This is a genomic window from Streptomyces ochraceiscleroticus, assembly GCF_000720485.1.
GTDB lineage: Bacteria > Actinomycetota > Actinomycetes > Streptomycetales > Streptomycetaceae > Streptomyces > Streptomyces ochraceiscleroticus.
In genome coordinates, this window is record NZ_JOAX01000008.1 from 301,769 (window position 1) to 325,508 (window position 23,740).

The window sequence follows — 23,740 nt, forward strand, 5'->3', positions numbered from 1 at the left end:
TCAGTCCGTGCGCCAGCCGTCGAACTCCACCCGGCCGCGGGCGCCCGAGCCGTTGTTGGCCGCCGACATGTGCAGCCCCGCGTCCTGCGCGGCGGCCGCGCCGGGCACGGTGGCGGTGGCGACGGTGCGCCAGGTGTCACCGTCGTCCGTGGAGTACTCGCCCTTGAACGCGCCGCCCGCTTCCCGCGAAAGCCGCAGCGTCACCGGGGTCTTGACGCCCGTGACCCGCTCGTACCGGTCCAGCATGCCGTCGCCGTCGGTGTCGTAGGACAGCGCGACTCCGTTGTCCGGGGTGACGGAGAGGTTCACGAACCCCGCCGAGTCCGCCTCCGCCAGGCTGTTGCGGACGGCGATCCCGGCGCGCGCCCAGGGGCCTGTGGCCGTCTGCCCGGTCACCTTCACCGTCACCGAACCACCTGCGCGCAGCGCGCCCGGACGGTAGACGGCACCGAACTCGGCGGTGGCCTTCCACAGGTCGGCGCCCGCCCCGTCGATGGCGAACCGCCCGTCGAGCTGGCCGAAAACCGCCTCGTTCGTGGTGACCGTGCGCAAGCCCTCGTCCAGCGGCCCGGCCACGAAGAGCGACCCCGTACGCACCGTCGAGACCGCCGTCTCGCCCTGCGGTCCGTAACTCACCGTCAGTTCGTACGGCATCGGCTTCAGCGGCGACGTCAGGGGCTCGGCGGGCGCCGCGACCCGCCAGTCGACGTCTCCCTTGCCGCCGGCCGGTATTGACGGCAGCGAGACGGGGCCGCGGTCCTCGGCGTCCACGCCGCTCAGCGCGAAGTCCACCCGGCCGGTGTCCCGCAGCCCGCTGACGTTGTGCAGGGTGGCGGTGACGGTGGTCGCGCCGCCCGGCTCCATGGCGGCCGGCTCGGCGGTGACCACGACCCGCCCCTGGTACGGCGCCTTGGCGAGCACGTCGTGCACCTTCTGGGCGGTGCGGTACGCGTCCGTGGTGGGCCGCAGCGGGTAGTTCTTGCGCTCCCGCGTCCACGGCTCCTCTATGGCATACCAGTCGAACGCCTTCGGCTTCCGCTTTCCGGCGAGGGCGTCCTCCAGCTCGTCCAAGTACCGCTGCCACTGCGGGAGATGGAAGTCGCCGATCAGGCCGTGCCAGTCGCGGTTGGCGTAGTTGGCGAGCTTCCCGCCGTCCGCGGTGGGCCGGTCCGCCCACGTGGTGACCAGCACTCGCGCGGTGCGCTCGAGCTGCGCCGCCTCCGTGGCACCGGTCGCCATCCGCTTGGCGGCGTCCAGCCACGGCCCGAGGAGGAAGTGCCGGTGTGCGCCGGTCATGTCCTCGCTGAGCCGCATCAGTTGGAGCCAGAGCTTGGCGAGGGCGCGGAAGGCGGCCAGGTCCTTGCGCTGGTACGCCTCCTGGAGCTGCGGGATGAGCTGCCAGGAACGGTTCGCCAGCGCCTGCCGGCCCAGGTCGGTCAGGTCCAGCCGGTACGCGTCGCTGTTGCGCAGCGCGGGCCGGACCGCCAGCAGCGCGGCGAACGCGGCGTCGAGCCGGGCGGAGGAGAACGCGGGCGTGTGCGTGGCGTAGTACGTGCCGGAGCGGGCGGTCAGCGACGGGCGCGCGGCGAAGATCGAGTCGTGCGGCCGCCCGTCCTTGCTGCTGATCTCGTACGTGCTCTCCCGGAGCGCCGCGAAGGCCGCCCGGGCCTTGGCGTCCCGGCCGCCGTACCGCGCGTCCGCGTACCCGTCGAACCACGCCGCGCGGTCCACCGCCTCCTCCCGCCACGCCAGCTCGCTGAAGAGCTCGAACGCGGCCGGGTCCCGCTCGGCGGCCTCGGCCATGTAGGCCGTGCCGACCAGCTTGCTGCCCTTCTTGTCGCGCCACGTCGTGAACCGCTCGGCCCACATGTGGGTCTTGGCCCCTATGGTCGTCCGGCCGCCGAAGTTCGGGATCGTGCCGAACGCGTACGGCACGTCGCCCCAGTCCTGCTCCCGGTCCTCGACCGTCTCCAGGTCCGAGAGGCCGTCCACGATCAGCATGTGCTTGTGGTCGACGGCGTCCAGCAGGTCCCGCCGCGGATTCTCCTGCCAGCCGAGAATCACCCACGTGGCGTCCTTGTGGGCGGCCAGCATCGCCCGCTCCACGGCCTTCGCCGCGGCCGGCACCGGGACGTCCCCCGGGTTGCCGCCTTCGTGCAGCAGGTCCATCTTGAAGTGCTTGACGGTCCCGAAGAGCTCCTTCTGGTGCCGGTAGAAGGACTGCGCCACCTTCTCGAAGACCGTCGTCCGCGGGTCCAGCCAGTCGGGGCGCTTCAGGCCCGCCCAGTTGCCCTGCGGGACGACCCTGGCGCCGGGATTGCGCTTCACGAAACCGTCCGGGACGGTGCCGAAGTAGCCCGGCAGCACCGGGTGCATCCCCAGCGACCGCAGCCGGTCGGCGATCCGCTTGCCCAGCGCGGTCCGCTTGGCGAGCAGCTCCTTGCTGACCGGGCCGCCGTAGCCGCTCATGTTCTGCAGCAGCCACCACGGCTGGTGCGTCGGCGCCGGCAGCCAGGCCCGCGCCTCGGCGTCGGAGTACCCGAAATCCTGCAGCATCCGGTGGTACACGGCCTCCGAGCCCGCCGTGACCAGGACCTCGTTCACACCGTGCAGCGCCAGGACGTCGATCGTGCGCTCCCAGTGCGCCCAGTCGGCGTACGGCGCGGTGTACCCGTCGTGGGTGTCGTTGAGCGCGAAGCGGTGGGCGAGAGCGGTGGAGCGCTCCAGCGGGCGCTTGGGTGCGGGGAGCTTCGCGGGGAGGTCGAGCTGCTCACCGGCCCAGGAGATGTGCGCCTGGCAGGTGTACTTCAGATACCAGTTGACGCCGGTCAGGATCGCGGCCGGGCTGGTGCCCGTGACCTCGATGCGGCCGGGGGCACCGGCGACGAGGAACCGCTCGGCGGTGCCCGCGGCCCGCTTCAGCGAAATGAGGTGGAACTGGTCGGCGTGGTGGGGGAGGAGGCGCTTGAGCGCGGCGAGCGCCGGTGCGGTGTCGAAGGGAGCAGCGGGGGGTTTGCGGCTCGTCGGGCCCGCGGGGCGCGCCGGCCCCGGCACGGCGGAGGCGGCCATGGCGGGGGTATGCCCGCCGACCGCGACCGTGACACCCAGGGCGCCCGCGGTACCCAACACGTTGCGTCTTGTGACGTGGCTCACGCATGCCCCCACTGCTCGGCAGTATCAACGGTTACGTGCGAGGGGTCACGCTAACGGGCCGTCAGCCCATCTCCAAGGATGTTGATACGACCAGAACGCGCCGAATGTCGCCGCTGTGGGCCGGTGGAGTGAGAGGGATTCCGGCGCGTTTTCGACGGCCGTCGTGGCTGCTGTGCCGAGCGTGACCCCGGCCCTTCGAGGCCAGTGTTCGGCGGGTTCTTACCCGCGCTCCTTCTGGGCTTCACGCGACGGGGCGCCGGGCGGGGGAAAAGTCGGCTGGGCGGCCGGGTCTCCCCGGGCCCCGCGCCGCCACTGTGTCACGACCGCCGTGCCCGCCGGCCGGTGCCGTCCCCGCGACGGCCGGTGCGGTTCCCCGCTCACCCGGACGGAGCTGTCATGTCTGTCATGCCCACGTCGATGCCTACGACGACCGCCTTCCCGCACGCCCGGCCCACCCCGGACGCGCCCACCCCTGACGCCCCCGTCGCGTACACCACCTCCATCGCCGACTCCACCGCGCAGATCCGCGCCGCGCAGCGGCTGCGCCACCAGGTCTTCGGCGAGGAGATGGGCGCCACCCTGCACTCCCCGCTGCCCGGCCACGACATCGACGACTACGACGACCTCGTGGACCACCTGATCGTCACCGAGACCGCGACCGGCGAGGTCGTGGGAACCTACCGGCTGCTGCCGCCCGGCCGCAGCGAGCGGCTCTATTCGGACGGCGAATTCGACCTGTCCGGGCTGCACGCGCTGCGCCCCTCGCTCATCGAGGCCGGCCGCTCCTGCGTCCACCCCGACCACCGCACCGGCGCGGTCATCAACCAGATGTGGGCCGCGCTCGCCCGGTACACCCTGCTCTCCGGCCACCGCTACCTCGTCGGCTGCGCGTCCGTACCGCTCGCAGACGGGGGCGCCTGCGCGGCGGCCACCTGGGAACTGGGCCGCTCCAGGCACGCCGCCCCGGAAGAGCTGCGCGTGCGCCCGCACCGCCCCTGGCTGCCGGACGCCGACGTGGCCGCCGCGGCCCGCCCCGCCGTCACCCAGCTCCCGCCCCTGCTCCGCGGCTACCTCCGGGTCGGCGCCTGGATCTGCGGGGCGCCCGCGCACGACCCGGAGTTCGACGTGGCCGACTTCTTCGTCGTCCTGGACATGGACCGGCTCGGCGAGCGGTACCGCCGGTTCTTCCTGGGCGACCAGCGGTGAGCGCCCAGGCCGCGGTACCCGGCACCGCGCGGACGAGCCTCTGGGACGTGCTCTCCACCTGCACGTCCGGCTGCATCGACCACGCCGCGCCCCGGGTGCCGCTCGCCGGGACGGCGCGCCGCGCCGCGTCCTTCGCGCACGTACTGCTGCGCGCGGCCGCCGACCGTGACCGGCTCGCGGAACCGGAGCGGCTGCGGCGGCACGCCCGCGCCGCACTGGGCGCGCTGGGCGTCGGCCTGGTCCACGACGGCCCGCCGCTGCGCGTGGCGGGCGAGCCGACCGGCGGCCCCGGCACGCTCGTCGTGGTCAACCACATCTCCTGGCTGGACATCCTCGCGCTGCTCGCCGTCGAGCCGGTCACGATGCTCGCCAAGCAGGAGGTCGGCGGCTGGCCGGTGATGGGCCCGCTGGCCCGGCGCGCCGGCACCCGCTTCATCGACCGCAGCAGCCCGCGCGGCCTCCCGCAGGCCGTGGCCGACCTCGCGGCGGAGCTCGCCGCCGGCCGCTCGGTGGTGGTCTTCCCGCAGGCCACGACGTGGTGCTCGGCGACCGAGGGTGGCTTCCGGCGGGCGACGTTCCAGGCGGCGATCGACGCGGGCGCGCCGGTCCGCCCGGTCACCGTCCGCTACCTCCAGCACGGCGCGCCCTCCACGGTGCCCGCCTTCGTCGGCGAGGAGGACCTGGCGTCCTCGCTCCGCCGCGTCCTGGTGGCCGGCGCCCTCACGGCCCGGGTCACGGTGCATCCGCCGCTGATACCGGGCCGGCGGGACCGGCGGGAGCTGGCGGCGGCGACCCAGGCGGTGGTACTCGGCCGCCACCGCGCCGAGCCGGCCGCGCACGCGTAAGAGGGCCGCGGGGACGGACGGCAGCGGGGCCCGGCCGTAGTGGCCGGGCCCCGCCCGTCCCCGGTCAGGAGACCGGTACGTACTTGTAGCCGACGCGGCGCACCGTCACGATCGACGAGCGGTGCCCGGCACCCAGCTTGCGGCGCAGCCGGGCGATGTGGACGTCGACCGTGCGGCCGTCGCCGACATGCCCGTAACCCCACACCGTCGTCACGAGCTGGTCGCGGGTGTGCACCCGCTGCGGGTGCGCCACCAGATGCGCCAGCAGCTCGAACTCCAGGAAGGTCAGATCCAGTTGACGGCCCTGGACGTGCACCGTGCGGCGCTCCGGGTCGACCCGGACGCCGCCCTCGCCGTAACTGGTCGCGGGGGCCTTGGGCTCCGGCGCCGGCTGGGGCTCAGGACGGGGTGCGGAGCCGGCCGGTACGAGGACGAGGTAGCCGACCATCGGGGGGCGGCCCGGCAGCTCGGGGAGGGTGTGCTGGGGAGCCGGCAGCCAGGTGGCGTCGGCGCCCAGGAGGTCGGCGACCGGCGGTACTTCGTCGGGGGCCACGGCACGCAGCCGGGGCGGAGCGGGAACGGTGGCCGTCGGGGCGGCAGCGGAAAGGGATCGTACGTGCGTCATCGAGGTCAGCTCTTTCGCGCAGTGGGGCGTCGGGGGACGTCGTGCGCGCGGGCAGGGCTGCTGTCTGGGTGCGTTGCGGGCCCGCGCTCAGTGCGCGCGGCAACACAGACGGTCGAAGAGGTGATCCTGCCGGGACGGCCAGAACGGCTCGAGGTCGGTGCGACCCGTCGAGGTTTCGGTGAGGCTGGCCATGCCCCTATTGAACCAGACGGGGCGTGATCTGTCCTTCGTGCGCTCGTCATACGCACAGAGCGCCCCGCCGTACATACGCAAAGGGCGCCCCGCTTCAAGCGGGGCGCCCTTCTTGCGAATTGACCGCGGGGGATCAGACCTGGAGGGCCTTCTCCAGAGCGGTGCAGCAGGTGTCCACCATCAGGCGGGTGACCACGTAGGGGTCGACGTTCGCGTTCGGGCGGCGGTCCTCGATGTAGCCCTTCTTGTCCCGCTCGACCTGCCACGGGATGCGGACCGAGGCGCCGCGGTCGGACGCGCCGTAGCTGTACTGGTCCCACGGCGCGGTCTCGTGGGCGCCGGTCAGACGGTCCTCGATGCCGGTGCCGTACTGCTTCACGTGCTCCAGCGGCTTGCCGTCCTGGCCCAGCGACTCGCACGCGGTGATGATCGCGTCGTAGCCCTCGCGCATCGCCTTGGTGGAGAAGTTGGTGTGCGCGCCCGCGCCGTTCCAGTCGCCCTTGGCCGGCTTGGCGTCCAGGGTCGCGGTGACGCCGTAGTCCTCGGCGGTGCGGTAGAGCAGCCAGCGCGCGATCCACATGTGGTCGGAGACCTCCAGCGCCGGCAGCGCGCCGACCTGGAACTCCCACTGGCCCGGCATGACCTCGGCGTTGATGCCGGAGATGCCCAGGCCCGCGGCGAGGCAGTGGTCGAGGTGCTTCTCGACGATCTCGCGGCCGAAGATCTCCTCGGCGCCGACGCCGCAGTAGTAGCCGCCCTGCGGGGCCGGGAAGCCGCCCTCGGGGAAGCCGAGCGGGCGGCTGCCCTTGAGGAAGGTGTACTCCTGCTCGATGCCGAAGATCGGCTCCTGGTTCGCGAACTTTTCCGCGACCGGGCGCAGCAGCGCGCGGGTGTTGGAGGAGTGCGGGGTCATGTCGGTGTTGAGCACCTCGCACAGGACCAGGATGTGCTCGCCGCCGCGGATCGGGTCCGGGCAGGAGAAGACGGGCTGCAGCACGAGGTCGGAGGAGTGGCCCTCGGCCTGGTTGGTGCTGGAACCGTCAAAGCCCCACACGGGCAGCTCGGCCAGCTCACGGGGCCCGGAGAGGATCTTCGTCTTCGAGCGGAGCTTGGCGGTCGGCTGCGTGCCGTCGATCCAGATGTACTCGGCCTTGATGGTCACGGGGGCCCTTCCTGCGGTTTGGTACGAATACGCGTGCGGGCGTACTCATGCACCTTCGCAACGGGCCGTTTCCCGTCCATTGCTCGAATGTGAACCCCGTGTTACTCGGGCCTGCTGTGACGCACGCCATGCGGCCCCTGGCCGGACCGGCCCGAAATGGCCGATCAGTATGCGTGAACGCGCCGTGTGACGTGTCACAGACAACATTGCGACACTGTGACACGTTCAACTGCGTTACTCCTCCGTACAGTTGGCACGCCCACCCGCACGCGTGGAGAGGATCGCATGAGCACACTCGAAGCCACGACGCTCGACCAGATGGTCGATACGGCCCGCTATCCCCTGGCGGATCCGGACGGCGCCGAGGGCCTCGCCCTGACCGCCCGCGCCCGCCACGAGCTGGCCACGACCGGCTGCACCGTCCTGCCGGACTTCATCCGCCCGGCCCTGCGCGACACGCTGCGCGAGGAGTGCGCGGCCCTCGCGCCACGTGCCTACTTCGACGTCGAGACGGTCAACGTCTACAACACCGCCGTGCACCCGGACCTGCCCGCCGACCACCCCGGCCGCACCACCTTCGAGCGCGGCAACGCCTTCGTCGCCCGCGACCGCATCCCGGCCGACGCCCTGATCAGCCGGCTCTACGCCCATGGCGCGTTCCGCTCCTTCGTCGCCCGCTGCTTCGGCCTCGCGGAGCTGCACGAGCTCGCCGACCCGCTCGCCGGCCTCGTCCTCAACGTCGTCGCGCCCGGCCGGGAACACCCCTGGCACTTCGACACCAACGAATTCACCGTCTCCCTGCTCACCCAGGAGCCCGAGACCGGCGGCGCCTTCGAGTACTGCCCGAACATCCGGTCGGCGAAGGACGAGCACTTCGACGACGTACGGGACGTCCTGGCCGGGCGCGGCGAGCGGCTGATCCGCCGCCTCCCGCTGCACACCGGCGACCTCCAGCTCTTCAAGGGCCGCTACTCCCTGCACCGCGTCAGCCCCGTCGGGGGCGGCACGGCCCGCCACTCGGCGATCTTCGCGTACAGCGAGCGCCCCGGCGTCATCGGCAGCGTGGCCCGCACCCGCCAGCTCTTCGGCCGGGTGCTGCCCGAGCACCTGGCGGCGGCCGAGGGCCGCGCCGTGCGGGGGGACGAGCTGCTGGACTGAGCCGTCGCGGGGCATCCTCCCTGTGACCCGGGCGCCCCGCAGCACGTTGCAGGACGTTTTCCCATTCGCGATCCACGGAGGAGCAACCCCGTGCGCTTCGACACGACCGGAAAAGTCTCGCTCGACCACATCTACACGCAGCCCGACCCGCGCGCGTACTTCACCGTGCTGCGCACGCTCGACTACTGCGTACCGCAGCTCGCCAAGCCGTACTTCGCCAAGCTCCTCAAGGAGTACCGCGAGGACCGGCGGGTGGCCGTGCCCAAGGTCGTCGACATCGGCTGCTCGTACGGCATCAACGCCGCGCTGCTGAAGTACGACGTGGCCATGGACGAGCTGTACGCCCGTTACGGCGGCGACGCGGCCGCCTGGCTCACGCGCGAGGAGCTGCTCGCCCGGGACCGGGAGCTGTCCCGCGCCCGCCGGCCCGCGCGGCCCACCCGCTTCGTCGGCCTCGACACCTCCGAGAACGCGCTGGCCTACGCGCGCGAGGCCGGCTTCCTCGACGGCACCGTCCACGCCGACCTGGAGAACCACGACCCCACGCCGGACCAGCGCGCCCTGCTGTCCGGCGCCGACCTGGTGTTCTCCACCGGCTGCATCGGCTACGTCACCGAACGCACCCTCACCCGCGTCGTCCGCGCGCAGGGCGGCCACCGGCCCTGGATGGCCCACTTCGTCCTGCGGATGTTCCCGTTCGACCCGGTCGAGCGGGCGCTGGCAGCCCTGGGCTACGAGACCACCCGCGTCGACGGGATGCACAAGCAGCGCCGGTTCGCCTCCCCCGAGGAGCAGGCGCTCGTCCTGGACACGATGTCGGCAGCCGGAGTGGATGCCACCGGCCTGGAAGCGGAAGGCTGGCTGTACGCACAGCTCTACGTCTCCCGGCCGTACGGCCCGGCAGGACGCCTCCGGTCCCATGATCCTCACGACCCGAATCGAGAGCAGCTTTGAACCCCAGTCAGGGCACGGCCACCGCCACCCCGGCCACCGCCGCCCCCACCACCCCCACCTTCGCCCACGAGGACACCCTGCCGCGGGTGCCGCTGCCCTCGCTGGAGGAGAGCTGTGAGCGGTTCCTCGCCTGGTGCGGGCCGCTGCTGACACCCGAGGAGCGGGCGGCGACCGAGGCGGAGGTGGCCGCCTTCCGCCGCCCGGACGGCCCGGGCCCGGTCCTGCAGGCGGCGCTGGCGGGGTACGACCGCACGCCCGGCGTGCACAGCTGGCTCGACACCTTCTGGCCCTACCGCTACCTCGGCCGCCGGGACCGCATCGCCCTCAACGCCAACTTCTTCTTCCTCTTCCAGGACACCGGGCAGCCGCAGGCCGAACGGGCGGCCGGGCTGATCGCCTCGGCCGTCGCCTACAAGAAGCAGCTCGACGAGGAGAAGATCCCACCCGTGGTGCTGCGCGGGGCGCCGCAGACCATGGAGCAGAACAAGTACCTCTTCTCCACCACCCGCATCCCCGGCGCGGAGCAGGACACGGTCCGCCACCCCTACTCCGAGGAGTGGCCGGGTCCGTCCGACGCGCGCCACATCGTGGTGTTCTTCCGGGGAGCGATGTACCGGATGGACGTCCTGGGCGCGGACGGCACCCCGCACAGCCTCGCCGACCTCGAAGCGGGGCTGGCCGCCGTGGTGAAGGCCGGCGCGGAGCCGGCGGCACCGGGCACGTCCGTGGGCCACCTCACCACGATGGCCCGCGCCGAATGGGCCGCCGCCCGCGACGACCTCCTCGCCTACCACCCCGGCAACGCCGCAGCCCTCGACACCGTGGAGACCGCCCTCTTCTGTGTCTGCCTGGAGGACTTCGCGCCCGCCGACACCCAGGAGACCTGCGACGAGCTGCTCTACGGGGACCGCGGCAACCGCTGGTTCGACAAGGCCGTCTCCTTCGTCGTCTTCGCCGACGGCAGGGCCGGCATCAACGTCGAGCACTGCGGCCTGGACGGCACGACCATCCTCAGCTTCGTCGACACCCTCCTCGGCACCCCCGCCGGGGAGCACTCCCGGCTCTCCGGCGCCCGCTCCCAGGGCCGCCCCGAGATCGCCCCGGTCGTCTTCGAGCTGGACGACGCCCTCCAGGCCAGGGCCCGCGCCGCCGCCGAGTCCTTTGCCCAGTACGGCGCGGACACCGCCACGCAGACGGTGTCCTTCGAGGACTTCGGCAGTACCGCGGCCAAGGCGCTGCGCACCTCGCCCGACGCCTTCGTACAGCTCGCCTATCAGCTCGCCCACCAGCGCGCGAAGGGCCGGCTGGGCGCCACGTACGAGTCGATCGCCACCCGCCAGTGGCGGCGCGGCCGCACCGAGGCCATGCGCGTCGTCACCCCCGAGATCCAGGCGTTCGTGGCCGCCATGGAGGACCCGGCGGCCGACGCGGAGGCCCGCCGTGCCGCCTTCCGCACCGCCGCCGCGGCCCATGTCACCCGCGCCAAGGAGTGCCAGGCGGGCGAGGCGCCCGAGCAGCACCTGTGGGAGCTGGAGCTGATCCAGCGCCGCCGCGGCGCGGACCTGGGCGTGACCGAACAGCCGGCGCTCTACCGCTCCCCGGGCTGGCTGACGATGCGCGACGACTACCTGAGCACCAGCTCGGCGCCGTCCGAGCACATCCAGTACTTCGGCTTCGGCTCCACGAGCAGCCGTTGTATCGGCATCGCCTACGTCCTCCTGCCCGACCGCTTCAACCTCTATCTGAGCACCCCGCGCGCGGTCGCCGGCCAGATGCACGCCTTCGCGGACCACCTCCGCACCGCGGTCACCGAACTCCGGGAGCTGCTGACGGGGGAGTGACAGGGGGAGTCACCTCCTGCCGCACCGAGGGCCGCCACCCGCGCGGGGGTGGCGGCCCTCGTGCTGCGGGTAGAACCTTTTCCGGCACCAGAGTTACCGGTGCGGCGGAAGGGGGACGCGTGAGTGAGGAACGGGAACGACCGGCAGGTACGGCGGGCACCATGGGGGCCGACGGCGAGGAGGCGCCGGAAGGCGGCGCCCGGTTCCAGCGGTTACGCACCTGGGGGCTGGCCCTCGCCGGCATCGTGATCAGCAGCCTCGTGGCGGCACTGGTCACGAACTACTTCGACACCTGGACCAGCGCCGGCGACATCCCGGGAGGCCGCGGGCTCCACGCGGAGTCCCAGGTCTGGTGGGACAAGACCCGCGATGTACGGACGGTGGCGATGCCGCACTCCGTGGACCTCGACGACCTCGGGCTCGCCGCCGGCGACGCGGACGGCCAGTTCGACGCCCTCGTCAAGGACGGCGGCAGCTACGCGGGCATGATGCGCATCCGGCTGACGCTCATGAACTTCGCCAAGTCGCCGGTCGTCATCACGGGCGTGCGGGCCGTGCCGACCGCTGAGAAGCCGGTCCCGTCGGGCCCTTCGTTCTCGTGCGGCGGAGCCCAGGGCAGCACGGGCGTCACCCGGGTGCGGCTGGACCTGGGGAGTGCGGACAAGGAGGCGGAGGAGTACGACGGGGACGAGCTCGTGGGCCGTTATCCCGCCGAGCAGATCCAGCTCGCGAAGCAGGACGAACCAGCGATCTTCGACGTACGGGTGAAGGCCGGGCCCACGTTCTACACGTACGTCATCGAGATCCACTACACCCAGGGCACGACGAAGGGGACGCTCCGGGTGGACGACGGGGGAAAGCCGTTCGCGCTGGGCCCGGTGAACAAGCGGGCGACGCACTACCGCTGTGACGAGAACACCAACACCTGGGTCCGGTCATGAGACCCCGCGCCCTCCTGCTCCTCGCCGCGATCATGACCGGCGCCGTCGTGGGCGCGCTCACCGCAGCCGGGACGGGCGGAGCGGAGACGCTCGGCGGCGGCCCGGACGTCCAGGTGCTCGGCCGCTCGGTCCTGGGGGAGTCGGGCGGCTGGGCGGCGACGGTACCGACCCGGCGCGCCGTGCCGCGCCGGCTGCTCGACCCGGCCGGCGGCTGCCTCCCGCTGCACGCCTGGGCGAGCGAGCGCGCCGCGGTGCCCCGGGGCACGGCCACCGCGGCCTTCACCGTCGCGGCACCGGCCGACCGGGCGCTGCTCATACGCGGCGTGAAGGTGATCAAGGGCAAGCGCCTCCCGCAGCCGGAAGGCCGGGACGTGGCGTGCTCCGAGACCCGCGGCTCCGTCCTGGGCTACGGCATGAAGCTGCGCACCCAGCAGAGCCTGGACGGTCCGCCGTCCGCCCGGCCCCTGAGCCAGTACGTGCGCCCGGGCGGCACCGCCGGCGGCTTCGTCCGGGTCCGCACCCGAAGCTGTTCCTGCCAGTGGTGGATCGAACTGGACGTGCTCGACAACGGGAAGCCCGGAAAGCTGCGGATCGACGACGGCGGCAAGCCGTTCACCCTCGCCCCTCCGGTCCCGCCCGTCGCCACGGACGCGGACCGGGAGGTGTGGAAGTACGGCGGCGGAAACATTCCGCTGGCCCGGGCGCCCCACAACGGCACGGTCGGCGATCACCGGCTCTCCGCCCGCGGGCTCTGGCTGACCCCCGGCTCCCAGGCACCCTGGCAGCTCACCACCGACCACGAGGTCCCCGCCGTCCGGCGGATCGCCGGCGGCCTGGACGTACCGGGCGTGCCCTGCGTACGCATGTACCGCACACTCGTCGCCGCGGGCGGCCGGCACACCGGGCACAGCACCTTCGTGGCACAGGTCGCCTCCCGCACCGAGCAGTCCCTCACGGCGGACGTCAGCCTGCACATCGAGAAGGCGGAGCCGCGGCGCGGCGGCACGGGCTACGCCTGCCTGGCCGACAACTGGCAGCAGGACCTCGACCGCACGCGCGAGGAGACGGCCGTGTACCTGACGGGCGCCGCACCCGGTACGGACCTCCCGGTCATGACGGGAAGGGAGCTGGACCTCGCCCGCCCGGAAGGGACCCCCGTCGGCGGGTCCCCGCTGTTCTTCGGGGTGGAACCGGGCGACGCCGACTATTCCTTCACGGTACGGCTGCGCCTCACCGACCGGGCCGGCAAGGTCACGGAGCACACCCTGACCGACAACGGCAGACCGTTCGTCGTCTCCGGGGCACCGCCGCCCGACGACCTCGTCGTGTACCGCGAGACCGGCAACAGCACCAGCCTCTTCCTGCTCGACTGACTCATCAGCTTCCCGGGCGCCTTCCTGGCCGACCGCCTTCTCGCAGGTGGGCCGGGCCGGTGCCGGATTTGCCCCGGCCCCGGGGCGGTATGTCACAGTGGGCGCTCCCGGTGGGCCGGGCGCGCGCGTGCGCTGCCGTTGCCGGGGACCCCTCCCTGAATCCAGACCTTCCGGCCGTGGCCCCTGCGTGTCCGGAATGTCGGCTTACCGACGACCTTCCCAGAGAGCGATGCAGGCAACGACTCTTGCTCCCCGAGCCGCCGACCTGTTCACCCAGGGCCTGGAACGCCGGACCGGCGCCGCCCTGCTGCGCTTCGGCGCCGCGCGGCCGCGCCCGGCCGACCGGATCAGCTGGACCGCTGACGGCGCCGCCGCCTGGCTCGACGACGCCCGCGGCCACGTGTGGTCCGTCGGCGAGCCGGAAGCCGCCGCCGGCCTCGTCCTGCGCGCGGCCCTGGCCCTGCCCGACCGGGTACGGGAGTTCACCGGCCCCCGTGGCACCGAGGCCCTGGTCGGCCGCCATCTCCCGGTGACGGACATCGTCGAGTGGATCTTCCGCTGGACCGTGGAGGCACCGCCCGTCCAGCGCGGCGAGGACCGCGTCATCGCCCTGGACGAGTCCCACCACGAGGAGCTGCTCGCCTTCCTCACCGAGCACAGCCCCGCCCACTCCACCGGCCCCGGCTCCGCCGACGTCAGCCTGTGGGCCGGCATCCGCAACGCCGACGGCCGGCTCGTCGCCTGCGGCGCCCTCAGCAGCCTGCGCGACAGCGGCGCACCCCTGATGGCCTCCGTCGCGACCGACGCCACCCAGCGCGGTCAGGGCCTCGGCGCGGCCCTGACCTCCTGGCTCACCCGCCACGCCGTCCGCCACCACGGCTTCTGCACCCTCTGGCAACTCGCCGACAACACCCCCGCCGACCGCCTCTACACCCGCCTCGGCTACCGCAACGAGGACCCTTGCGTCTCGGGACACCTGACCGCGCACTGACCTGATCACGTACTGAAGCGCCGGCAGCAGCAATGGCCGAGGGCCGTCACCCCGCGATCGGGGTGACGGCCCTCGGTACAAGAGCGGTGCTCTTCAGAGGCGGTGCTCTTTAGATGTCGAAGTACAGCTCGAACTCGTGCGGGTGCGGGCGGAGCTGGATCGGGGCGATCTCGTTGGTGCGCTTGTAGTCGATCCAGGTCTCGATCAGGTCCGAGGTGAAGACGCCGCCCTGCTGGAGGTACTCGTTGTCCGCCTCGAGGGCGTCGAGGACCGCGGGGAGGGAGGTCGGGACCTGCTGGACGTTCGCGTGCTCCTCGGGAGCGAGCTCGTACAGGTCCTTGTCGATCGGCTCGGCCGGCTCGATCTTGTTCTTCACGCCGTCCAGGCCCGCGAGCAGCAGCGCGGAGAACGCCAGGTACGGGTTGGAGGACGGGTCCGGGGCGCGGAACTCGACGCGCTTGGCCTTCGGGTTCGAGCCGGTGATCGGGATACGCATCGCGGCCGAACGGTTGCGCTGCGAGTACACCATGTTGACCGGGGCCTCGAAGCCGGGGACCAGGCGGTGGTAGGAGTTCACCGTCGGGTTGGTGAAGGCCAGCAGCGACGGGGCGTGCTTGAGGATGCCGCCGATGTAGTAGCGGGCGGTGTCCGAGAGGCCCGCGTAGCCCTGCTCGTCGTAGAAGAGCGGCTCGCCACCGGACCACAGGGACTGGTGGACGTGCATGCCGGAGCCGTTGTCACCGAAGATCGGCTTGGGCATGAAGGTCGCGGTCTTGTTGTTGCGCCAGGCGACGTTCTTCACGATGTACTTGAAGAGCATCAGGTCGTCGGCCGCGGCGAGCAGCGTGTTGAACTTGTAGTTGATCTCCGCCTGGCCGGCCGTGCCGACCTCGTGGTGCTGGCGCTCGACCTTCAGGCCGGCCCGGTCCAGCTCCAGGGAGATCTCGGCGCGCAGGTCGGCGAAGTGGTCGACCGGCGGGGCCGGGAAGTAGCCGCCCTTGTAGCGGACCTTGTAGCCGCGGTTGTTCTCCACCGCACCGGTGTTCCAGGCGCCTGCCTCGGAGTCGATGTGGTAGAAGCTCTCGTTCGCCGACGTCTGGAAGCGGACGTTGTCGAAGACGTAGAACTCGGCCTCGGGGCCGAAGAACGCGGTGTCGGCGATGCCGGTGGAGGCGAGGTACGCCTCGGCCTTCTTCGCCACGTTCCGCGGGTCACGGCTGTACTGCTCGCCGGTGATCGGGTCGTGGATGAAGAAGTTGACGTTGAGGGTCTTGTCCCGGCGGAACGGGTCGACACGGGCCGTGGTGAGGTCCGCGCGCAGCGCCATGTCGGACTCGTGGATGGCCTGGAAGCCGCGGATCGAGGAGCCGTCGAACGCGAGCTCCTCGGTCGGGTCGAACGCCTCCGCCGGTACCGTGAAGTGCTGCATGACACCGGGCAGGTCGCAGAATCGGACGTCGACGAACTTGACGTCCTCGTCCGCGATGAACTTCTTGGCCTCGTCGGCGTTCTGGAACATCCAACTCCTCCTAGCCCGGTCACCGGTCGGCGGCTCGGGGTTGCTCCTCGGATCGCGACCATGTGCGGTGGCGCGCTCGCCCGACCATAGGTAGGCGGGATTTCCCAAGCATGACCCATTTGTTTCGCCCAGGTTAACCGGCGCGCGGCGGCAGTGGCTCGTCGTGGCGCTCCGGCCGCGTGCCGGGACGGCCGGGTACCCCGTACGGCGGGGTGGCCGCCGCCCATCCGCTTCCGCCGCCCCGCCCCGCGGGAAATGTATGCGGTCGCAGTACCGTGGACGGGTGGACAACAGGCAAGCAATGGGATCGTGGCTCTCCGGGCCCCGCGCGGCGGCCGAGGACATGGGCGTCGACTTCGGTTACCGGGGGCAGCAGCTCGGACTGCCGGAGCACGGCTCCGGCTCCGTCGCCCGGCCGGGCCGCCGGTTCGTGGCCCTGCTCATCGACTGGGCGCTGTGCATGCTCATCGCGTACGGGCTGCTCAGCGGCGGCAAGGCGAACGCGGCGAGCAACTGGGCGCTGCTGGTCTTCCTGGTCCTGAGCGTGCTGACCGTCGGTACGGTGGGCTTCACTCCCGGCAAGCGGCTGCTCGGCCTGCGCGTGGTCGCCGAGGGCGGCGGCCGGCTGTCGCTGCCCCGCGTACTGGTCCGCACGGTCGCGCTGATGATCGTCATCCCCGCCGCGATCTGGGACCGCGACGGCCGCGGCCTGCACGACCGCCTGGCGCGGGCGGTCCAGGTACGCATCTGAGACGACGCGGACACAGAGAGAAGCGGCCCGGGACCGAGGTCCCGGGCCGCTTCGTGTCGTCCGGCGGAGAGGGGCGCGCCTCAGCGCATGCGGCCGCCCTTCGGCATCCGCGCACCCTTGGGCATCGGCCCCTTCGGTACCGGCATGTTGCTCATCAGGTCGCCGAGCGCCTTCAGCCGGTCGTTGGTGGCCGTCACCTGGGGACCGGTCAGCGTGCGCGGCAGCTTCAGCAGCGTCGTACGCAGCTTCTTCAGCGGGATCTGGCCCTCGCCGTCACCGACCACGAAGTCGTGGACCGGCGCGTCGGAGGCCGTCCGGGCCATCCGCTTCTTCTCCGCGGCCAGCAGGCCACGGAGGCGGTTCGGGTTGCCCTCGCCGACGAGCACGATGCCGGGCTTGCCGACCGCGCGGTGCACGACGTCCTGGTTGCGGTTCATCGCCACGGCGGGCGTCACCGACCAGCCGCGGCCGATGTTCTCCAGGACGGCGGCCGCCGCACCCGGCTGGCCCTCCATCTGGCCGAAGGCGGCCTTCTCGGCGCGCCGGCCGAAGATGATCGCCATCGCCAGGAAGGCCAGCAGGAAGCCCAGGATGCCCGCGTACACGGGGTGGCCGATCAGGAAGCCGATGGCAAGGAGAACGCCGAATACGACGATGCCCACGCCCGCGACGACAAGACCGACCTTGGAGTCGACCCGACGGGTCATCTTGTAGGTCAGGGCGATCTGCTTGAGCCGCCCCTGGTTCGCAGTGTCTGCGTTTTCCTTCCTCGCCATGTACGGAAGTTTACGTGGCCGAGGTGCTCCGGGTCGCCGCGGCCTCCAGTACGTGCTGGGCGGCCCGCCGGTCCTCGGCGCGGCGGCGGTCCTCGAGGACCGCGGTCCAGGCGTTCCGGCGGGCGGTGCGCTGACCATTGCGCATCAGCAGCGACTCCACGGCGCGCAGGGCGCCGGTGACGGACGGGATCGGCAGAGCGGTGGCGCGGACGGGTGCGGGCGCGGCCTGCATGGCGTGAGTCCCCTTCGGGGTGGTGGGAACAGCGGGAGTGTGAACGGTGCGTGCATCCATCGTCACTGAAAGCGTCACGGATAGGTGTTACCAACGGATGACCGTACGGTCAAACGCCCATGAAACGTCGGCGCGGCCCGTACCGCTCCCGCCTGGGAGAAATACGGGCCGCGCCGTCCGGCGTGTGCCGGGATTCACATCGTCGGGGCCCGAAAGGGCCGCTCGCGAATGCAAAGAATCCGCAGGCAATCATGCGGACGGGTGGCGCCCGGTGGTGATCGACGTGGCACGACGACCAGCCGTTCACCATGCGGGCGCTTCCCGATGGCGATCACACCGCCTGCCGGCAGGCGATCAGACCGCCGGGCGCTCCGCGTCCGCCGCGCGCTTGTCCATCGCCTGCTGGTAGAGGCGGCCGGCCCGGTACGAGGAGCGGACCAGCGGCCCGGACATGACGCCCGCGTAGCCGATCTCCTCCGCCTCCTCCTTGAGCTCGACGAACTCCTGCGGCTTCACCCAGCGGTCCACCGGGTGGTGCCGCACCGTCGGGCGCAGGTACTGCGTGATCGTGATCAGCTCGCAGCCGGCGTCGTACAGGTCCTGCAGCGCCTCGCTGATCTCCTCACGGGTCTCGCCCATGCCCAGGATCAGGTTCGACTTGGTCACCAGGCCGTCCTTGCGGGCCTCCGTGATGACCTTCAGGGAGCGCTCGTACCGGAAGCCGGGGCGGATCCGCTTGAAGATCCGCGGCACCGTCTCCACGTTGTGCGCGAGCACCTCGGGGCGCGAGGAGAAGACCTCGGCGAGCTGGTCGGGCTCGGCGTTGAAGTCCGGGATCAGCAGCTCGACACCCGTGTCGGGCATCAGGCCGTGGATCTGGCGGACGGTCTCGGCGTACAGCCAGGCCCCGCCGTCGTCCAGGTCGTCCCGGGCCACTCCGGTGATCGTGGCGTACCGCAGACCCATGGTCTGTACGGATTCGGCCACCCGGCGCGGCTCGTCGCGGTCCAGCTCCTGCGGCTTGCCGGTGTCGATCTGGCAGAAGTCGCAGCGGCGGGTGCACTGGTCACCGCCGATGAGGAAGGTCGCCTCGCGGTCCTCCCAGCATTCGAAGATGTTGGGGCAGCCCGCCTCCTGGCAGACCGTGTGCAGGCCCTCGCTCTTCACCAGGCCCTGCAGGTGGTTGTACTCGGGGCCCATTTTCGCCCGAGTCTTGATCCACTCGGGCTTGCGCTCGATGGGGGTCTGGCTGTTCCGGACCTCCAGGCGCAGCATCTTGCGTCCGTCGGGTGCGACAGCGGACACTCCGGCTCCCTAAGCTTCGTTTCTTCGGCGTACCCAGGGTACGCCCGTTGATTCGCACGTCTTTACGTGCTGCGCAACCCGGTGCGGCCGGGTCGCATTCCGCAGGGCCCCTGGTGAGGGGCGCCGGCGGGCCGGGTCAGACGGCGCGGGGCAGCAGCTCGGCGTTCTCCAGGACGTCGCGCAGATGCTTCTCGGCGACCGGCAGCACCTCGTCGATGGTGACCTCGCGGCCCAGCTCGTTCGAGAGCGAGGTCACGCCCGCGTCGCGGATGCCGCACGGGACGATCTTGTCGAACTCGGTGTTGTCCGGGTTCACGTTCAGCGCGAAGCCGTGCATCGTCACACCCTTCGCCACGCGGATACCGATCGCGGCGAGCTTGCGGTCCTCGCGGCGCTGCCCGGCGTTGGACGGGGCGTACTCCGGGCCGTTCAGCCGGGGGTCGAACAGCTCGTCGTTGACGCGCGGATCGAAGTCCAGATTCAGGCCGCCCAGGGCCGCCCGCTGCTCGATCGGATCGCCCAGCACCCACACACCGCTGCGGCCCTCGACCCGGGAGGTCTCCACGCCGAACTCGGCGGCCACCCCGATCAGGGCCTCCTCGAGGCGGCGCACGTGCGCCACCACGTCGACCGGCCGCGGCAGCTTCTGGATCGGATAACCGACCAGCTGCCCCGGACCGTGCCAGGTGATCTTCCCGCCGCGGTCCACGTCGATGACGGGGGTGCCGTCCAGGGGGCGCTCGCTGTCGGCCGTACGCCGGCCCGCCGTATATACGGGCGGGTGTTCCAGCAGCAGACAGGTGTCCGGGACCTCGTCGGCGAACCGGGCGGCGTGCACCCGGCGCTGCTCCTGCCACGCCGTCGTGTACTCCACGGCGTCGGCGCCGAAGCCCATCCGGACAAAGCGCAGCTCACTCATGGCGGCTCCTCTTATTGCATCCATCGCGCCCGTCACCACTGTACGGCCGTGCCCGGAAACGCCCGAGGGCGGCCGGTGACGAGGCGGTACGGCGGCCGGATGCGGGCGGTGGCGGGACGGTACGGACGGCAGGTGGCGGCGGTGGCGGGACCGTACGGGCGGCCGGTGGCGGCCGTCGCGACGCGGGTGATGCAGGTGTGACGAACAGTACGGAGCGGACGTGCGGGGCAGGACTTTCGGCGGGGCCTACCGGGTCTGTGTTGGCCATTAGCGCTGTGCTCACACGATCGGATGAACGCGGGGCGAAGCTGGCCGGAACTCCTCCGTGGGCCGCTACATTCACGCCGTTCCAGGAGGGCGAAAGCGCCGGACGGTGTCGACCGGGCCCGGGCGGCGCGGCCCGGAAGGCAGGAGACCGTAAAGCTGATGACGGAACGACCCGACCCAGGCCCACAGCTTGAGGGATCGCCGCAACGCACACCCAATCGCAGACTCGCCTCGCTGATCGCGGAGGCGGGATTCTCCAATGCCGGTCTGGCCCGCCGGGTGGACCAGCTGGGGCTGGAACACGGGCTCGACCTGCGCTATGACAAGACATCGGTGACCAGATGGCTGCGCGGCCAGCAGCCACGCGGTACCACCCCCGCACTGATCGCCGAGGTCTTCACCCGCCGCCTCGGACGCCGGCTCTCGGCGCAGGACCTGGGTCTGGACGCCTGCGCACCCGTATACGCGGGGCTCGAATTCGCCGCGAGCCCCGGCGAGGCCGTCGACATCGTCAGCGGACTGTGGCGCAAGGACTCCGGCAGCCACGCCGAACTGCGCAAGATCGCTTTCACCCCGGCCGGCCTGGTGGTGCCCAGCCGCGACTGGCTCATCGGACGCGCCGACGAACGGGTGGCACGCGGCGAACCGGGCCCCGAGCCACCCGGCCCCCGGGTGCCCCCACAGTTGCGTACCGGGGTGCCCCGCCAGCGCCGCCCGGAGCGCCCGGACCCCGCGCACGGCTACCGCGTGACGGCCGGCGACATCGCGGCACTGCGCTCGGTCGGCGAGCTCTTCCGGACGCTGGACCACGCGTACGGCGGCGGGCACGCGCGCCAGGCACTGGTGCGTTACCTGGAACACGAGGCCGAGCCCATGCTGCGCGGCGCGTACAGCGAGGCCATCGGCCGGCGGCTCTTCTCCTCCGTCGCCGACCTGACCCGGCTGGCCGGCTGGACCTCGTACGACATCACCGCGCACGGCCTCGCACAGCGTTACTTCGTCCAGGCGCTGCGGCTGGCCCAGGCCGCCGGAGACCGCGCGTACGGCAGCTACGTCCTGATCACGATGAGCCGGCAGGCGGTATATCTCGGGCACGGCCGGGAGGCCGTCCAGCTGGCGCGGGTGGCCCAGCAGGGCATCGGCAGCGGCCCCCCGCCGCTGGTCCAGGCGCTGCTGCACGCGGCCGAGGCACGCGGGCACGCGGTACTGGGCGAGGTACGCGCCTGCACCGCGTCCCTGGCCCGCGCCGAACGCGCACTGGAGGCCGCGCGCCCCGGGGACGAGGTCCCGCACTGGGCGCGCTTCTTCGACGAGGCCCAGCTCGCGGACGAATTCGGGCACTGCCACCGCGATCTGCAGCAGTACCGCGCGGCCGCCCAGCACGCCGAACGCTCGCTGCAACTGCGCGGCATGGGCTACGCCCGCAGCCGGCTGCTCTGCCGTCTGGTGCTGGCGAGCGCCCGGCTGGGCCTGGGCGAACTGGAGCAGGCGTGCACGCTGGGCGCCGAGGCGGCGGTACAGGCGGCGGAGATGCGGTCCGTACGAGTGCATGAGTACGTACGGGACTTCGAACGCAGGCTGGAGCCGTACCGGGACGCCGCCCCCGTACGCGGGTACCGGGACAAGGTGACCGCGCTGGGCTGAGGCGCGGACGGTACGGAGCGGGGCGGCGGGGCCGGGGCGAGGGTGTGACGCCCCGGCCCCGCGGCGTGACGGAACCGGCGTGGCGGAACCGGCGTGGCGGGGGCCGGTCTGGCGGGGGTCGGTGTGGCGGCGCCGGGGCCGGGGCCGGTGCCGGGTGTCTGCCTCCGGCGGTCTCAGGCGGCGTCGGAGAGGGCGTGGCGGGAGTCGTCGGGGGCCGGGATGCCGAAGTCGCGCAGCAGGGCGCGCGCGGCCCGGCGGCCGGAGCGCAGCGCGCCCTGGACCGTGCCGGTGTCGCGGTGGTCCCCGCAGACGTACAGCCCGGCCAGCAGGCGTACGGGGCGCAGCGGATCGTGCGGCGCGGGCATGGCCGGCACGGCGTACGGATCATGATGCGCGGCCAGCAGCCGCCAGCCGTCGGCGCTGGTCCCGTACAGCCGCTCGAGCTGCGGACGGACGGTCTTGTCGAGCGCGCCGGCGGGCAGCGTGGCGGCGGAGCCGAGCACCGCGGTGGTGATCAGCGGCCGGCCGGGCGGCGTGCGCGAGGGGTCGACCGCGCTCGCCGCGTAGCTGTACGCCACCGGCCCCTCGGTGGGCAGGAACAGCGCCGCGTCCTGTGCCTGTGGATAACTCGGGGCGGTGTCGGCGGTGTGGTGCAACATGGTCACGGGATGGAAATCGGGGACCCGGAGCCCCGGCAACAGCTCAGCGGCGTCGCGCGCCCCCGTGGCCACGAGCGCCGCGCGGCACCGCAGTTGACGCTGATCGGAGGTGGTGACGAGCGTGGTGGAGACGGAGACGGCGCGGACGGACGTGCGCACGGTGCCCGGCGGCAGCGAGGCGGCGAGCAGCTCGGGGACGCTCGCCGCACCTCCCGCCGGCAGACACAGCCGCCCGGTGGCGAAGGCGCGCAGGGTGAGGGCGGCGCCGAGGCTGGACCCTTGCAGCGTGGGATCGCCGAGCAGCGCGGTCAGCAACGGACGCAGCGCGGCGGCCCGGGGCGAGAGGACGTCGTGGACCGGCTGGTCGCGTCCCGGACCCGAGGCGCTGCGGGAAGCCCGTTGCGTGCCCTGGGAGACGCGCAGCGAGGGAAGACGGGGGGTGCCGAGTCCGGGGAAGCGGGAGGTCGCGAGGCCGGGCAGGCGAGAGGTGCCGAGACCGGGGAGCCGGGAGACCGCGAGCGAGGGGAGCCGGGGAGCGCCGAGTGAGGGGAGACGGGGCGACGGGCCCAGCGGTCCGGCGGGCGATGGCAGGCGGGGACCGGGGAGCGAGGGGATACGGACGCCGGTGCGCGGCGAGGGGCGTGCAGAGGCGCGCGAAAGGGCGCGCGCTGTGGCCAGTGCGACCCTTGTGCTCCGGACGGCGCCGATGCGCTGCGCGCGGCGCCCATCGTGCAGACACATACCGGGCGCGAAGGGCCGCAGCGTGAGGCCGTCGAGCGCGGGGGTTCTGGTCAGCTCGGGATAGGAGCTGACCAGGAGCTGACTGCCCCGGTCCAGGCGGAAGCCGTCCAGCTCCTCGGTGACCGCGCGGCCACCGACGCGGTCGGCTGCCTCCAGGACGGCGACGGTGGCGCCGGCGCGGGTGAGGTGGTGCGCGGCGGCCAGGCCGGCCACTCCACCACCGATGATGACGACGTCCACGGTGTCCGCCGGGGATGCTGGCTGGGACGAGGGGGTTCGGGAAGCGGGGGTGCGCGGCACGGGTCCCTCCCTGGGTCGGCCGGGGTTTCGGCCCACGTCTCATGCCCTTCGCACGCACCCCTGATACCCACACATTCGAACGAGAGGGCGCACACGGGCTCACACAAGAGCCATGCCACCGGCAAGCCCTGCAAGGCATGCCGCCGGCAAGAGCGGTGGGGGTGGGGTGGGGGAGGGCCCCCGGGG

Annotated in this window: 19 protein-coding genes; 10 read left to right on the forward strand and 9 right to left on the reverse strand. The window is 72.3% G+C overall.

Going from position 1 to position 23,740, the window contains the following annotated elements; all coding sequences use genetic code 11:
- The gene (locus IG84_RS0113480) at positions 1–3,153 is read right to left on the reverse strand and encodes an alpha-N-acetylglucosaminidase (protein ID WP_031055528.1); all 3,153 of its coding nucleotides are present in this window, start codon (positions 3,151–3,153) and stop codon (positions 1–3) included.
- 396 nt (positions 3,154–3,549) lie between these two features.
- On the opposite strand from IG84_RS0113480, the gene IG84_RS0113485 reads away from it, so the two are divergent.
- Both IG84_RS0113485 and IG84_RS0113490 read left to right on the forward strand, forming a co-directional pair.
- Positions 3,550–4,359, forward strand: a complete 810-nt coding sequence (locus IG84_RS0113485) for a GNAT family N-acetyltransferase (RefSeq protein ID WP_031055530.1) — start codon at positions 3,550–3,552, stop codon at positions 4,357–4,359.
- On the forward strand, positions 4,356–5,204 hold the full coding sequence (locus IG84_RS0113490; RefSeq protein WP_245659339.1) for a lysophospholipid acyltransferase family protein: 849 nt from the start codon (positions 4,356–4,358) through the stop codon (positions 5,202–5,204). Before IG84_RS0113485 ends, IG84_RS0113490 begins: the two co-directional genes overlap by 4 nt.
- Before the next feature lie 64 nt (positions 5,205–5,268).
- Here the strand turns inward: IG84_RS0113490 and IG84_RS0113495 are convergent, their stop codons facing one another.
- Together IG84_RS0113495 and glnII are read right to left on the reverse strand one after the other, a co-directional pair.
- Positions 5,269–5,829, reverse strand: a complete 561-nt coding sequence (locus IG84_RS0113495) for a winged helix-turn-helix domain-containing protein (RefSeq protein ID WP_031055536.1) — start codon at positions 5,827–5,829, stop codon at positions 5,269–5,271.
- Positions 5,830–6,154: 325 nt separating this feature from the next.
- The gene (glnII, locus tag IG84_RS0113505) at positions 6,155–7,183 is read right to left on the reverse strand and encodes a glutamine synthetase (protein WP_031055541.1); all 1,029 of its coding nucleotides are present in this window, start codon (positions 7,181–7,183) and stop codon (positions 6,155–6,157) included.
- A 285-nt stretch (positions 7,184–7,468) separates the two neighbouring features.
- Here glnII and IG84_RS0113510 point away from each other — a divergent pair, with 285 nt between their 5' ends.
- From IG84_RS0113510 to IG84_RS0113535, 6 genes are all read left to right on the forward strand, one after another.
- The gene (locus IG84_RS0113510; RefSeq protein WP_031055544.1) at positions 7,469–8,341 is read left to right on the forward strand and encodes a HalD/BesD family halogenase; all 873 of its coding nucleotides are present in this window, start codon (positions 7,469–7,471) and stop codon (positions 8,339–8,341) included.
- Between the two features lie 90 nt (positions 8,342–8,431).
- Positions 8,432–9,295 carry a class I SAM-dependent methyltransferase gene (locus tag IG84_RS0113515; RefSeq protein ID WP_051861673.1) on the forward strand — a complete coding sequence of 288 codons (864 nt, stop codon included), beginning with the start codon at positions 8,432–8,434 and terminating at the stop codon, positions 9,293–9,295.
- Positions 9,292–11,136: a choline/carnitine O-acyltransferase gene (locus tag IG84_RS0113520; RefSeq protein WP_031055547.1), complete on the forward strand. Its 1,845-nt coding sequence runs from the start codon at positions 9,292–9,294 to the stop codon at positions 11,134–11,136. The genes IG84_RS0113515 and IG84_RS0113520 overlap by 4 nt, the downstream gene beginning before the upstream one ends.
- Before the next feature lie 119 nt (positions 11,137–11,255).
- The gene (locus IG84_RS0113525) at positions 11,256–12,077 is read left to right on the forward strand and encodes a hypothetical protein (RefSeq protein ID WP_157848868.1); all 822 of its coding nucleotides are present in this window, start codon (positions 11,256–11,258) and stop codon (positions 12,075–12,077) included.
- The gene (locus tag IG84_RS0113530; protein ID WP_031055551.1) at positions 12,074–13,450 is read left to right on the forward strand and encodes a hypothetical protein; all 1,377 of its coding nucleotides are present in this window, start codon (positions 12,074–12,076) and stop codon (positions 13,448–13,450) included. Before IG84_RS0113525 ends, IG84_RS0113530 begins: the two co-directional genes overlap by 4 nt.
- A 229-nt stretch (positions 13,451–13,679) precedes the next feature.
- Complete coding sequence (locus IG84_RS0113535; RefSeq protein WP_037800128.1) at positions 13,680–14,441, forward strand: GNAT family N-acetyltransferase; 762 nt, start codon at positions 13,680–13,682, stop codon at positions 14,439–14,441.
- Positions 14,442–14,550: 109 nt separating this feature from the next.
- On the opposite strand, the gene glnA is transcribed toward IG84_RS0113535, so the two are convergent.
- On the reverse strand, positions 14,551–15,960 hold the full coding sequence (gene glnA, locus IG84_RS0113540; RefSeq protein WP_031055557.1) for a type I glutamate--ammonia ligase: 1,410 nt from the start codon (positions 15,958–15,960) through the stop codon (positions 14,551–14,553).
- Between the two features lie 283 nt (positions 15,961–16,243).
- Between glnA and IG84_RS0113545 the strand changes: the two genes are divergently transcribed.
- The gene (locus IG84_RS0113545; protein WP_031055560.1) at positions 16,244–16,711 is read left to right on the forward strand and encodes an RDD family protein; all 468 of its coding nucleotides are present in this window, start codon (positions 16,244–16,246) and stop codon (positions 16,709–16,711) included.
- Positions 16,712–16,791: 80 nt separating this feature from the next.
- On the opposite strand, the gene IG84_RS0113550 is transcribed toward IG84_RS0113545, so the two are convergent.
- From IG84_RS0113550 to lipB, 4 genes are all read right to left on the reverse strand, one after another.
- The gene (locus IG84_RS0113550) at positions 16,792–17,487 is read right to left on the reverse strand and encodes a DUF4191 domain-containing protein (RefSeq protein ID WP_031055564.1); all 696 of its coding nucleotides are present in this window, start codon (positions 17,485–17,487) and stop codon (positions 16,792–16,794) included.
- A gap of 10 nt (positions 17,488–17,497) precedes the next feature.
- On the reverse strand, positions 17,498–17,719 hold the full coding sequence (locus IG84_RS0113555; RefSeq protein WP_031055567.1) for an SCO2195 family GlnR-regulated protein: 222 nt from the start codon (positions 17,717–17,719) through the stop codon (positions 17,498–17,500).
- 354 nt (positions 17,720–18,073) lie between these two features.
- Complete coding sequence (gene lipA, locus IG84_RS0113560) at positions 18,074–19,024, reverse strand: lipoyl synthase (protein WP_030256822.1); 951 nt, start codon at positions 19,022–19,024, stop codon at positions 18,074–18,076.
- 136 nt (positions 19,025–19,160) lie between these two features.
- Positions 19,161–19,943 (reverse strand): lipoyl(octanoyl) transferase LipB, encoded by a 783-nt coding sequence (lipB, locus tag IG84_RS0113565; protein ID WP_030256819.1) that lies wholly within the window; start codon positions 19,941–19,943, stop codon positions 19,161–19,163.
- Positions 19,944–20,369: 426 nt separating this feature from the next.
- Between lipB and IG84_RS0113575 the strand changes: the two genes are divergently transcribed.
- Positions 20,370–21,854, forward strand: coding sequence for an NsdA family TPR-like regulatory protein (locus IG84_RS0113575; RefSeq protein WP_031055571.1), 1,485 nt, complete (start codon positions 20,370–20,372; stop codon positions 21,852–21,854).
- A 173-nt stretch (positions 21,855–22,027) separates the two neighbouring features.
- On the opposite strand, the gene IG84_RS0113580 is transcribed toward IG84_RS0113575, so the two are convergent.
- The gene (locus IG84_RS0113580; protein ID WP_051861675.1) at positions 22,028–23,554 is read right to left on the reverse strand and encodes an NAD(P)/FAD-dependent oxidoreductase; all 1,527 of its coding nucleotides are present in this window, start codon (positions 23,552–23,554) and stop codon (positions 22,028–22,030) included.
- Positions 23,555–23,740 lie beyond the last annotated feature (186 nt).